Origin of the sequence: Rhizobium sp. SEMIA 4085 (assembly GCF_013004495.1) — a bacterium.
Classification (GTDB): domain Bacteria; phylum Pseudomonadota; class Alphaproteobacteria; order Rhizobiales; family Rhizobiaceae; genus Rhizobium; species Rhizobium gallicum.
The window spans coordinates 1-12,041 of record NZ_JABEPH010000181.1; the positions used below are offsets into that span (position 1 = coordinate 1).

Consider the following 12,041-nt stretch of genomic DNA (forward strand, 5'->3'; position numbering starts at 1 on the left):
CAGATATTCCGCCTCGATCTCATCGAGCGACATCGGCGCGGTATCGATGAAGCGCGCATCCGGCGGGCAATATTTGAGCAGTTCCGGGGATACGATCGATCCGGCATAAAGGCATACCGGGCATCTGCCAATGAGGTCGCGGCCGCGAACGGTGATGAGATCGGCTGCACCTGGGCCTGCTCCGATGAAGTGAACCGTCATTTCTAGTCCTTGATCCAGCGCCATTGCACCACGGGCATTGCCGGGCGCCAGCCGCTCATTGCGCCGATGGGGCCGGCTCGGGAAATCTCGATCCTTGTCAGGAAACCGCCGCGCCTGGCTTGTTCGGCAAGCAGCACGGCCTCCATTTCCAGTGTCACCGCGTTGGCAACAAGGCGTCCGCCGCTTTTGAGCGACACGATTGCGGCATCCATGACGCCCGGTTCGCTGCCGCCTCCGCCAACAAATATGGCGTCAGGTTCGGGCAATCCACTCAATGCCGCAGGGGCTGCTCCCTCGACAACGGCAAGGCCGGGCACGCCGAACGCTGAAGCATTGCGCGCGATCCGGCTGACGCGCTCTGGCGATTGCTCGATGGCGACCGTCTTCAGTGATGGGTCGCGGAGCATCCACTCGATGCCGATCGAACCCGAGCCGGCCCCGATATCCCACAGCAGTTCCCCATGGCGCGGCGCAAGTGCCGACAGCGTCAGAGCGCGGATTTCACGCTTGGTGATCTGCCCGTCGTGTTCAAAGAGTTCGTCGTCCAGGCCGGTGGCAAAAGACAGGACGCGAGCTTCTTTTCCTGTCTTGACCTCGACGGCGCAGACATTGAGAGGGTTGATATCTCGAAACTGGAAGTCTTCTGCGGACGTGCTGAGGATACGCTCGCGCGCGCCGCCCAGTGCCTCCAGAACAGTTATGCGTGAATGGCCAAAGCCGCTGTTTGACAACAGCGAAGCCAGTTCCCCGGGCCCCTCCCCGTCGGAAGTCAGCGCAATAATGCGTCGTCCGGGATGAAGATGCGGGCGGATGAGATGGATGGAACGGGCATGAAGCGAGAGGCAGGCGGTTTCCTGCAAGGGCCAGCCGAGACGCGACGCGGCCATGCTGAAGGCCGACGGAGCTGGAATGGTGCGCATCTCCTCAGCATTCACATGCCGCGAGAGTGTTGCGCCGATACCAAAAAGAAATGGGTCACCGGATGCGAGTACGACGACCGGTGTGCCGCGCCGCCTAAGGATCGCATCGATCGACGTCTCAAAAGGGCTTTGCCAGACGAGCCTCTCGCCGGCAATCAGATTACCCATCAGCGCATGGTGCCGTTCACCGCCGAAGACGGCGGGCGCGGCCAGGATCAGCCGCTTGGCGTGATCGCCAAGTCCTTCTGGACCATCCTCGCCGATACCGATAATGGTTAGCCAGGGTTTCGGGGTGTGGCTAGGCATATCAGACATGGCAAAAATCCGCGTACTGATACTGGGCGGAACGAGCGAAGCGCGGGCCTTGGCGCAGATGCTCTCCAAGAGGGCCGGGTTTGACATCCTGCTGTCTTTGGCCGGCCGCACGGAAAAACCGTCTATCCAGCCTGTACCCGTTCGTATTGGCGGTTTTGGCGGAGCTGAGGGCCTTGCTTCCTTCCTGCGCGACGGAGGATTTGACCTTCTCGTCGATGCGACACATCCCTTTGCCGCCCGCATCTCCACCAACGCCTCCGCCGCAGCACGACTTTCCAAGATTGCGGCACTTGCCCTTCGCCGGCCCGAATGGATCGAGCGGCCGGGCGACATATGGACCGCGAGCAGAAACATTCCGCAGGCAATCGCCGCGCTCGGGCCCGTCGCCCGCCGCGTCTTCCTGGCGATCGGGCGTCAGGAGGCGCATTATGCCGAGGCGGCTGCACATCATTTCTATCTCGTTCGTAGCGTCGACCCCGTCACCCCGCCGCTCAATATTGCGAACGTCGAATATATTCTCGATCGCGGCCCCTTCGATGCGGAGGGCGAGGCAGCGCTTCTTGCCTCTCACCGCATCGATGCGATCGTTGCCAAAAATAGCGGCGGCGCGGCGACCTACGCGAAAATCGTGGCGGCTCGTCATCTCGGCATTGAAGTCTTCATGATCGCCCGTGCGCCCGCGCCCGCCATGGCAGCGGTCGAAACCGTCGAGAAAGCGCTCGACGTGATCGGTCACTTGTTTCCTCCCGCCATGGAACGAGGGGTATAGACGAGTTCGGGCCTGCCGCCGCCAGAAATAATCCGTGTTTCCGGCGAACCGATGATGATGCAGGTCGCCATATCCGCCACCGAAGCGTGAGCGTCACCGAGCGGCTGAATTATGATCCGCTCATCGGGGCGTCCGGCGGCGCGGCCGAAGATCACCGGCGTCTGCCGCGGCAGATGTGCGCGCAGCAGCTCAAAGGCCTTGCCGAGCTGCCAGGGCCGCGCTTTGCTGACCGGATTGTAAAGCGCGATCACGAAGCCCGCCTTGGCGGCCAATGTCAGGCGCTTTTCGATGATATCCCAGGATTTGAGGTTATCCGAAAGTGAGATCGCGCAGAAATCGTGGCCGAGCGGGGCGCCGACACGCGCTGCAACCGCAAGCATTGCGGTAATGCCCGGAACGACGACCAGCTCGATGGAACGCCACTGCGCCGGACCTGTGTCGATTGCCTCGCAGCCTGCCGCGGCCATGGCGAAAACACCGGGATCGCCGCCGGAGACGATACAGACCTTGCGGCCGCCTGCCGCCATCGTCAAAGCATCCCCTGCCCGCCTCATCTCCTCGCGATTGTCAGAGGGGTGACGGTTTTGATGGGCGCCGAGCTGCAGCCGGTCGAGATAGGGACCATAGCCGAAGAAATCGGTCGATGCCGAAACGGCTGAATGCGCTTCCGGCGTCATCTGCTCTGGGTTGCCAGGACCAGTGCCAATGACAAACAGGATTCCACTCATCGGTTTGCCTCCCAGCCTGGCACCAGCACAAGCGAGAAATACGGCGCGTCACCCTCCGGCCGTTCCGCAAGCTTCAGCATGGCGGCATTCGCCATCGTCCCACGCTCGACATAGACGGCTTGGCCGAGACGCCCAGCCGCTTCAAGAGCGCGGCGAATCTTCGGAAGATTGCGGCCGACCTTCATAATGACGGCTGCCTGGGTATCGCCAAGCCGCCGCGTCAGTTCTGCTTCCGCCATGGTGCCCGGCAGAACGGAAAGCACATCGTCGCCTTGGACGATCGGCATGCCGGCAAGCGACCAGCAACCGGACATGGCGCTGATGCCCGGGATCACCTCGGTAGGATAGCGATCGGCGAGGCGCACATGCAGGTGCATATAAGATCCGTAGAACTTCGGATCGCCTTCTCTGAGGACCGCAACGGTTTTTCCCGCATCGAGGTAGGCTGCGACCACGGCTGCAGAACTATCGTAGAAGGCGGTGATCTGGCTTTGATAGAGCACTTCGCTCTTTTCGATTTCAGTGGTAACCGGATAATAGAGCGGCAGCAGTTCTGTCTCGGGACCGATCAGGTGCTGGACAACCGCTCGGCCGTTGCCGGCCCTGCCCTGTTTGGCGAAATAAGCGATGACGTCCGCAGCTTCGATCGCCTTCTTTGCCTTGATGGTCAGCAGATCCGGGTCACCTGGACCTGTGCCGACGCCGATCAGACGGCTGGGTCTGCTCATAGTCCCGACCTCGCCAGCGCGTTGATTGCGGCCGCCGTCATCGCACTGCCGCCGAGGCGGCCGCGAACGATCGCAAAGGGCACGCCATAAGAATTTTCCGCCAACGCGTCCTTGGATTCTGCCGCGCCTACGAAGCCGACCGGCATGCCGATGATGGCAGCCGGCTTTGGTGCGCCGCCGCGCAGCAGTTCAAGAAGGTGGAAAAGTGCCGTTGGAGCATTGCCTATCGCGACAACGCTTCCGGCCAGACGATCGACCCAAAGGTCGATGGCCGCCGCCGAACGCGTGTTGCCGCTTGCTTCTGCCATTTTCGGGGTGCGCGGGTCGCGCAAAGTGCAGATCACGTCATTCCTTTGTGGCAGCCTGGCGCGTGTGATTCCATGCGCCACCATCTCTGCGTCGCAGAAGATTGGCGCGCCTTTTTTGAGCGCGCCGCGCGCTGCAAAGACGAAATCCGCAGAGAAGTCGAAATGTGTGGCGGCTTCGACCAGCCCGCAGGCATGAATCATGCGCACGGCAATCTCGGCCTCGTCCGGCGAAAAGCGCGAGAGGTCCGCTTCGCTGCGGATAATCGCAAAGGAGCGCTCGTAGATCGCCTCGCCGCTGCGGATATAATCGTAATCTGGCATACTTATTCCTGTTTCAGCGCCTTCACGATCGTCTGGAGGCCGAGCCGCGTCAGGCAGGCAGCAGCCGATTCATCAGCGCTCTTGTTCTCCCCGACAAGCCGGGCGAGCTTCTCTATAGCGAAATCAATCTCGCCGCCAGCAATCGTTGCATCGGGCCTGTCGCCTGCATGTCCGCTCAACACAATACCATAACCGCTCGGCATTCCAGTCAGCGCCAGCGCCGGTCGCGGATGAGCGCATCCCTTGGAACAACCCGAGAGATGAAACGTCAGCGATCCATCGAAAAGATCCGGTGAATGCCGCAGTAAATGCTGTGCCCGCATCCTTGTTTCATAAAGGCCAGAGGCGCAGGCGCCCGCCCCGGCGCATGCCGCAATATTTGCAGATGGATCATTCGGATCGGAGCTAAAGCCATACTCCTTTGCAGCTGTCTGCAAGGCCTTCGCGTGCTCTGTGCTGCAGCCCGTCACGAGGAACTGGCGGCCCGGTGCCAGGCGTATTTCCGCTGCACCGAGGCGTTCGGTTTCTTCCAGAAATCTTGACAGGTCGCTTGCCTTCATCTGGCCGAAACGCGGTCTGAGGCCAAGGATCCGACTGTGGTCGCAGAGCTGATGAAGGCCAGGCCCCGGCATTTCCGCATGTGGCCCGGTGGCAAATTGCGCTTCCATTGCTGGAAACACATCGCGCAATGCAAGCAGTCCAATGTCGCGCGTTCGAGAATTCTTGCCAATTTCCATCAGCATCGCCAGCAATTGCCCAACCGCCCGGGTGACGTCATCCGCTGAACCGATACAAACCGTTTTTGCCGTCTTTGCATCACCGTTTATGGCGACCAGCCAGCGGCCCGCGTCCAGAGCGACAACGCGGATATCGGCCGAAAGGCTGGATAGACCGAAATATCCTCCACCGTCGACGATGATTGAGAGCTTCGGGGCCAAAAATGGTGAAGACAGCGCGATCTTGAGCTCATCTCGCAGCCGGGCTTCGATCGCGGCGGCACTTCCTATCTCACCCGGGTCGATGCCATGCAGCGGCGATAGCTCGATCGGCGGACCTGCTGGCACAAGGATCCCAGCCGCAACAACATCAGAGGCGAGCCGCCCGATAGTTTCCGGCCGCAGGCCGCGGACTTGCAGACTTCCCCGCGCAGAAATTTCCAGAAGGCCATTGCCGTATGCCGCTGCGGAGGCTGCAAGCATATTCAATTGCGAAGGCGTTAGCGCGCCGCCGGCCGGCCGCAACCGTACAAGAAGGCCGTCGCCGGTCGCCATGGGTGCAGCAAGTGTCGGACAGGCGCCTCGGCGCGGGCCTGGTGCAGCAATGACGCGCCCTTCCATGTCGATCTCTTTTTCGCCGGCAAGGCCCATGGCTCGTCCTTTCATCCATGCCCCTACGGGGCGGCACCCTTGGGTTAAAGAGCCCGGACTAATCCTCTGGACTAATCCTGAAAATCGCGACCTTTGCGCAACAGGTAGATATCCATGATCCAACCGTGCCGTTCGCGCGCTTCGGCCCGAGTCCTTACGATGTCATCGGCGACGTCGCCGAGCCGCCCGGCACGGATGATTTCGTCCTGCGTGCCAAGATAGGCTCCCCAGAAGATCTCCGCATCCGGGTCGTCGATCTTCGTAAACGCCTGGATGCCGTCGAGCATTACAACCGTACTTTCCGTCTTAAGCCCCTCTTCGGCAAGCCTTCGGCCGGTCGTAATCTCCACCGACTTGCCGACGAGACTGATAGGAATGCGGTGGCTGGCGGCAAGCGCCTGAATGCTGGTAATGCCCGGGATGACGGTGAGATCGAATTCCACTTTATCCCGCACCCGTTCCAGGATGCGCAATGTGCTGTCGTAAAGGCTTGGATCGCCCCATACGAGGAAAGCAGCCGTGCCATTCTCAGGCAAATCGCTGATCAGCCGACGATAGGTGGCAGCAATCGCGGCGTGCCATTCATCGACGCTTTGCCCATAGCTGCGCTCCTTCGTCTCGCGAAGAGGCACCGCAAATTCGATGATCTTGCCATCCGCCTGCTTGAGATACCGCTCACAGATTGCGCGGCGGACATCTGCAAGCTCTTCTTTCTGTGCACCTTTTGTGGGAATGAAGACTAAATCGGCACCATTCATGGCATTGATCGCCTGAATGGTCATGTGCTCCAGGTTCCCGGTGCCGATGCCGATCGCGTAAATATGCTTCACTGAGCCTCCTTGCGGTCTTGCGCCGTTAGGCGATCAAAAGCGCGGTGCCGTAGAGCCCAATGGCAAAGACGGTATGCGCGATCAGATTGAGCGCGCGCACCTTGTTCGGGTTCGGCGTCTTCGACGCGGCCCAGCCGATGCCAAGCCCGGGCTGCAGCAGGAACCAGCCGGCCCCGACCGTGACAATACCAAGGATCCAGGCGGGGAGGAAGGTCGGCGCTGCCAGCCAGGATGGCCCCGTGATGGCCGCAAGAGCAAGGCCATAGATGATGCCGGGGGCATAATGGCCGATCCACCCGAGTGCCAGCTCGTGCCGATAGGGCTCTGCATTGGCGATACTGTCGTGGAATACCTTGCCGCGCCCGAGATGCCAGAACCACCGTCCGACAGGCGCCCAGTTGGCAGGCGCCTGACCGAGGGCCTGGAAAAGGACGATTGCCCAAATGTCCATGAGGATCGTCGCGCCGATCCCCATTGCAATGCCACGCCAAAAAATATCGAACATGAAGAAGATCCAGAGTCGTAAATTGCTGGACTGTCTTAAACACGCGCGGCAAGCCCTGCAACAGCGCTCTTACACTTGCACCGGATCCCTGCGAAAACGGCGCATTTCAATTGATCGGAACGATGACTACCCCTAAGTTCCGGCCAAAAGGGAGAGTGCGCAATGAAGCTCGATCACACAGCCACGGGCGTCTATGCCATCGCAGCAACGCCGTTTCATCCGGACGGACGGCTGGACACGGTGTCGGTCGACCGGCTCACCGATTTCTATCTCGGGTGCGGCGTGAGCGGGCTTACCATTCTCGGAATCATGGGCGAAGCACCGAAGCTTGACCCGCAGGAGTCGCTTGCAATCACCCGGCAGGTCGTGAAGCGCGCCGGCGTCCCGGTGATCGTCGGCGTCTCGGCGCCGGGCTTTGCGGCGATGCGCTCGCTTGCGCGTGGCGCCATGGATATTGGTGCTCAGGGCGTCATGATCGCCCCACCGCCGTCGCTTCGGACGGACGATCAAATCATCGGCTACTATGCCCAGGCGGTCGAGGCGATCGGCGAGGATATTCCTTTCGTCATCCAGGACTATCCGCTGACGCTGACCGTGGTGATGACGCCTGGCGTCATCCAGAAGATCGTTAACAATCATCCATCCTGCGTGATGCTGAAGCACGAAGACTGGCCGGGGCTTGAGAAGATTTCCCGGTTGCGGGCAGCGCAAAAGGCGAGCGAAATGCGCGATATTTCGATCCTTTGTGGCAACGGCGGATTGTTTCTCGATTTCGAGATGGAGCGCGGCGCCGATGGCGCGATGACTGGTTACGCCTTCCCGGACATGCTGGTCGACGTCGTGAATTTCCAGCAGGCCGGAAACCGGGAGGCGGCACATGACCTCTTCGATGCGCATCTGCCGCTCGTTCGCTACGAGCAGCAGCAGGGCGTTGGCCTTGCCATACGCAAATATGTTCTCAAAAAGCGCGGCGCGATCGCCAGCGATTCCCAGCGCAAGCCCGCGGGAAGCATTTCGGAGAGGGCAAAGGCAGAGAGCGATTCCCTCCGTTCCCGCGTTGCAAGATACGACAAGCGCGCGGCTTTCAGGCCCTAGCCCGCCTCTTCCGTTCGGCGCTCTATGTTTCTCGATCGTTTTTTGAGCCGGACTAATATGCTCAATGTGTAGCAATCTTGCTCGTGATGGCTAGGCATTGGTTGGCCTCGGCGATGGCGGCAATCATCATGTCGAAAGCGCTTCGTGATCGACTGGAGATTTTGCCATCCGACATGAGTCGCGCCCAGATCGGCCGTTCTCTTTTCATCACGTGACAGCACGCGGCCAGCAGAAAGAGCCTGCGTTCCGTCTGGGCATGGTGACCAGTGGGGCTGAGCTCGGCCATGCAACCAAATTGCCGCAGCCGTGGTTTGCTCGATTGAGAGCAGTGACAAACGGTGTATAGTAGTTTCAGAAAATTCTGAAATCGTAGAAAAACGGAATCGCCAATGAATCTTCCGCCGCTCGTTCAATCCTTCGTTCTGCATTTTGGTGAGATGGGCTCGCGTTGGGGCATCAATCGCACGGTCGGCCAGATCTATGCGCTTCTTTACGTTTCGCCCTCGTCGCTTTGCGCCGACGAGATCGTCGACGCGCTCGGCATCTCAAGATCGAATGTTTCGATGAGCCTGCGGGAGCTGCAGGCATGGAACCTTGTACTTTTGAAGCATAGACCTGACGACCGCAGGGATTTCTTCACTACGCCTGACGATGTCTGGCTCATCCTGCGCACGCTTGCTGAAGAGCGCAAGAAGCGCGAGGTCGATCCGACACTCTCGGTTCTGCGTGAAATCCTCATGCAAAGGCCGGCGAGCGAAGCCGAACGCTTCGCCCAGGAGCGGATGAGCGAAATGCACGGCCTGATCGAGCAGCTGACGCATTGGTATGAGGACGTGAAACAACTTGAAACAGAGCGCCTCGCAACGCTACTCTCTTTGGGAGCAAAGGTTACGAAGCTTCTTGAAGCCAAGGACCGGGTGGTTTCACTCGGCCGTGGCCGACGGCCTGCGAACAAGAGCTAGCGCGATGGGGAGTGCTTTCTTCGACGAGGGAAAAGCGCATGCAGCCGGAGCGCCAGCAACTGGCTTGCCGGCCCGCTCGGCCAGGCCCTTAGGGCTTCGTCATGCCGCTTCGCTTCAAACCGCTGGCGCTCTCTTATGGATCCCGCAAGCCAGTCTGCTCGCTTATGCCGTCGGCGGCATTACAGATGGCGATGGACCTCGTGATGTCCTTTGGTCCGCCATTTTTGTGCTGGTATTCGGTATTGCAAAGGCGTTGCTTGACGCGGTTGGCGGCAAGATTGCCCTCGACAGCGCGCGGACCGAACTGAGTTTGAGGAGACAGGTTGCCGTTGCAGCGCTTGCCCGGCGATCGCCGATCGACGGCACGCGTCCTGCTTCCGGGCAGGTTGCGAGCATCCTCGGCGAGCAGGCGGAGCTTGTCGTTCCCTACTTCGCGCGCTTTTTTCCCGCTCGCTTCAAAGCGAGCGTCACCCCTCTGGTTATCCTTGCTTGCGTGCTAGCGACTTCCTGGGTTGCCGCGCTCGTGCTCTTCATTGCAATGCCATTTATTCCGCTTTTCATGGCACTCATCGGCTGGCGCGCACAGGCCGCCAGCGAAAAGCAGCTCGCTGCAACAGGCAGGCTCAATGCATTCCTTCTCGACCGGCTCCGTGGACTGGCCACGATCCGCTCGTTTAATGCAGTCGGGCTGACGGCTACGCGGCTGCGGGCAGATGCGGAAGACCTCAAGACACGCACCATGGCGGTGCTAAAAATCGCCTTTCTCTCCTCGGCCGTGCTGGAGCTCTTTGCTGCGCTCAGCGTCGCAATGGTCGCGGTCTTTGTGGGCTTCAGCCTCCTTGGCGAAATTCACTTCGGGACATGGTCGGGCAAGCTCAGCCTGGCCGAAGGCCTTTTCATACTCCTTCTCGCACCCGCCTTTTTCGAACCCTTGCGCGAACTCTGCGCCGTTTGGCACGACCGTGCCGCCGGAGAAGCGGCGATAAAGGCACTCGACAGCCTTTGCGAGCGCGGCGGCATTGAGATCGTAGATACGGAGAGCACCGGCCCGGCGCCGCGCGATCGGCTCGACATTGAATTCAACGATGTCAGCTTCCGTTACGATCGCTTGCGGCCTTCCGCGCTTACCGGCTTCAACTGTCTGATTACGGGCGGGGAGAATGCCGCGCTTGCAGGTGCGAGCGGTGCGGGAAAATCCACGCTGCTTGCGCTGATCGCCGGTCTGGCACCGCCTCAGACGGGTGAAGTCCTGATTGATGGCCGGCCCGTGGATGCGGGCGTGCGCAGCACCATGGCCTGGATCGGCCAGTCGCCGCATATATTTGCCGGAAGCTTGGCGAGCAATGTCTTGCTGGACAGACATTGCAGCGTCCTGCAGGAGGCTTTGGCGCTTGCCAGACTGGACGGCGTTGCGGCCGCCTACGGCAAGCGGACACTCGGCGAAGGCGGTGCCGGACTTTCCGGCGGCGAAGCGTTGCGACTTGCGATCGCACGGGCGGCCGCCAATCCTTTCATTCGCATCATCCTGGCGGACGAACCGACGGCGCATCTCGACGCGGTGACTGCTGCGGAGATCACGGAAAGCCTGATTGCCCTTGCCAGCGAGCGGACGCTCATCGTTGCCACGCCTGATGCGCGTCTTGCTGCGCGCATGGACCTCAGGATCGTCATCGATGCACCGTTCTTACAAGAGGCTGCTGAGTAATGAGAAAACTGATCCGGATCCTGGCGCCGATCCTCAAGCTTTTCTTTTCTGAAAACCCGCGTGGTTTATTGGCCGGTGCCTTGCTTTCTGCCGCCACGGTCATTGCGGGCCTTGCCCTGCTCGGCTTGTCGGGCTGGTTCATCACTGCCGCGTCGATTGCCGGTCTCTCTGCGACAGCCGTCGCCTTCGACGTCTTTGCGCCGGCAGCCGCAATCCGCCTGCTTGCAATCAGCCGTACGGCTGCGCGATACGGCGAGCGGATGACGACGCATGATGCGACGCTGGGCATATTGGCGGCGCTTCGTGAAACGCTTTTTCGTGGCTGGGCGGCACCTGATGCCGCACGCAATCTTCTCCGCCGGCCCTCAAAAGCGCTATTTCGCCTGACGGCTGATATCGATGCGCTGGATTCGCTCTACCTTAGAATTCTCGTTCCCATAGGTGCCGCGATCGGTGCCGCGGTTGTCGCGGTCGTCACGCTGGGCATCATGCACCCCGCCTTCGGGCTCACGGTCGGCGCGGTTTTGCTTGGCTCCGGCATCTGGGTTCCGATCGTCGCAGGCGGCCTTGCCAGCAAGCCTGCGCGGCGCCGCGCTTACGGCATCGAGGCGCTTCGCTCGCGCGCCATCGACCTGACCGCCGGCCAGACAGACCTCATGATGGCATCGCGCATAAAAGCGCAATGCGCGTCCGTTCTCGCAGCCGATCGCTATACCGCCAGGGCCGATCGTCATCTAAATCGGATCGAAACGGGCGTCCCCCTGTCCTTCGGCCTCGGCACGGCGATCTTGCTCGCCGGCTCGCTTCTTGCGGTAGCCGCGCTTGCCGAAGTAAAGGCGATCCCTGCACCGGTTGCCGCATTGGGGCTGCTGATCGCCTTTGCAGCCGTCGAACCCTTCACGGCCCTGCGGCGCGGTGCCCTGGAATTCGGCCGTGTCCTAGTCGCAGCCAAGCGGATCGGTCCGCGCCTGACTGAAGAGACGTTGCGACAAATAAGAAGTGCCCCTGAAGCCGGTATCGCTCTTGGTCTGCAGGAGGTCAGCGTCAGACATGACGGCTGCGCCGCAGATGCGCTCCATGCCATCAGCCTTGAACTGAGGCTGGGTGAAGCATTGGCCGTCATCGGCCCGAGCGGTGCCGGAAAATCGACACTGCTGTCGCTGCTCGCAGATGAAATTGAGCCGCGCGTTGGGACTGCTGCATGCGTCGATGCGACGCTTCTGACACAAAAGACCGAACTCTTTCAGGATACGCTCGAAGGCAATCTGCGGCTCGCCAAGCCTGAGG

Annotated in this window: 14 protein-coding genes; 5 read left to right on the forward strand and 9 right to left on the reverse strand. The window is 60.8% G+C overall.

The window, feature by feature from the left end; translation table 11 throughout:
- Both C9413_RS18300 and C9413_RS18305 read right to left on the reverse strand, forming a co-directional pair.
- Positions 1-201: SAM-dependent methyltransferase (locus C9413_RS18300; RefSeq protein WP_246703784.1), on the reverse strand; the 201-nt coding region annotated here is incomplete at its 3' end.
- A gap of 2 nt (positions 202-203) precedes the next feature.
- Positions 204-1,436, reverse strand: a complete 1,233-nt coding sequence (locus tag C9413_RS18305) for a bifunctional cobalt-precorrin-7 (C(5))-methyltransferase/cobalt-precorrin-6B (C(15))-methyltransferase (RefSeq protein ID WP_040115497.1) — start codon at positions 1,434-1,436, stop codon at positions 204-206.
- Here C9413_RS18305 and C9413_RS18310 point away from each other — a divergent pair.
- A complete protein-coding gene (locus C9413_RS18310) occupies positions 1,435-2,205 on the forward strand; it encodes a cobalt-precorrin-6A reductase (protein WP_040115498.1) in 771 nt (256 codons plus the stop codon). The two genes, C9413_RS18305 and C9413_RS18310, sit on opposite strands and share 2 nt — an antisense overlap.
- Here C9413_RS18310 and C9413_RS18315 read toward each other — a convergent pair.
- Genes C9413_RS18315 through C9413_RS18340 form a run of 6 tightly spaced genes read right to left on the reverse strand, consistent with a single transcriptional unit; the run spans position 2,169 to position 6,992 of the window.
- Positions 2,169-2,933, reverse strand: a complete 765-nt coding sequence (locus C9413_RS18315; RefSeq protein ID WP_170250722.1) for a precorrin-3B C(17)-methyltransferase — start codon at positions 2,931-2,933, stop codon at positions 2,169-2,171. The two genes, C9413_RS18310 and C9413_RS18315, sit on opposite strands and share 37 nt — an antisense overlap.
- A complete protein-coding gene (locus C9413_RS18320) occupies positions 2,930-3,661 on the reverse strand; it encodes a precorrin-2 C(20)-methyltransferase (RefSeq protein WP_170250723.1) in 732 nt (243 codons plus the stop codon). The genes C9413_RS18315 and C9413_RS18320 overlap by 4 nt, the downstream gene beginning before the upstream one ends.
- Positions 3,658-4,290, reverse strand: a complete 633-nt coding sequence (locus C9413_RS18325) for a precorrin-8X methylmutase (protein ID WP_040115501.1) — start codon at positions 4,288-4,290, stop codon at positions 3,658-3,660. Before C9413_RS18325 ends, C9413_RS18320 begins: the two co-directional genes overlap by 4 nt.
- 2 nt (positions 4,291-4,292) lie before the next feature.
- Positions 4,293-5,672, reverse strand: coding sequence for a precorrin-3B synthase (gene cobG / locus C9413_RS18330; protein ID WP_040115502.1), 1,380 nt, complete (start codon positions 5,670-5,672; stop codon positions 4,293-4,295).
- Positions 5,673-5,728: 56 nt separating this feature from the next.
- A complete protein-coding gene (gene cobF, locus C9413_RS18335; RefSeq protein ID WP_040115503.1) occupies positions 5,729-6,487 on the reverse strand; it encodes a precorrin-6A synthase (deacetylating) in 759 nt (252 codons plus the stop codon).
- A 25-nt stretch (positions 6,488-6,512) separates the two neighbouring features.
- Entirely contained in the window at positions 6,513-6,992 is a 480-nt protein-coding gene (locus C9413_RS18340) for a DUF2938 domain-containing protein (protein ID WP_170250724.1), read from the reverse strand.
- Between the two features lie 162 nt (positions 6,993-7,154).
- Here C9413_RS18340 and C9413_RS18345 point away from each other — a divergent pair, with 162 nt between their 5' ends.
- Positions 7,155-8,087 (forward strand): dihydrodipicolinate synthase family protein, encoded by a 933-nt coding sequence (locus tag C9413_RS18345; RefSeq protein ID WP_170250725.1) that lies wholly within the window; start codon positions 7,155-7,157, stop codon positions 8,085-8,087.
- A gap of 61 nt (positions 8,088-8,148) precedes the next feature.
- Here C9413_RS18345 and C9413_RS18350 read toward each other — a convergent pair whose 3' ends face one another.
- On the reverse strand, positions 8,149-8,373 hold the full coding sequence (locus C9413_RS18350) for a hypothetical protein (protein ID WP_052451795.1): 225 nt from the start codon (positions 8,371-8,373) through the stop codon (positions 8,149-8,151).
- Between the two features lie 103 nt (positions 8,374-8,476).
- On the opposite strand from C9413_RS18350, the gene C9413_RS18355 reads away from it, so the two are divergent.
- From C9413_RS18355 to C9413_RS18365, 3 genes are all read left to right on the forward strand, one after another.
- The gene (locus C9413_RS18355; protein WP_040115506.1) at positions 8,477-9,049 is read left to right on the forward strand and encodes a GbsR/MarR family transcriptional regulator; all 573 of its coding nucleotides are present in this window, start codon (positions 8,477-8,479) and stop codon (positions 9,047-9,049) included.
- Between the two features lie 4 nt (positions 9,050-9,053).
- Entirely contained in the window at positions 9,054-10,754 is a 1,701-nt protein-coding gene (cydD, locus tag C9413_RS18360) for a thiol reductant ABC exporter subunit CydD (protein ID WP_170250726.1), read from the forward strand.
- On the forward strand, positions 10,754-12,041 hold a 1,288-nt coding region (locus tag C9413_RS18365), incomplete at its 3' end, for an ATP-binding cassette domain-containing protein (RefSeq protein WP_170250727.1). The genes cydD and C9413_RS18365, both read left to right, overlap by 1 nt.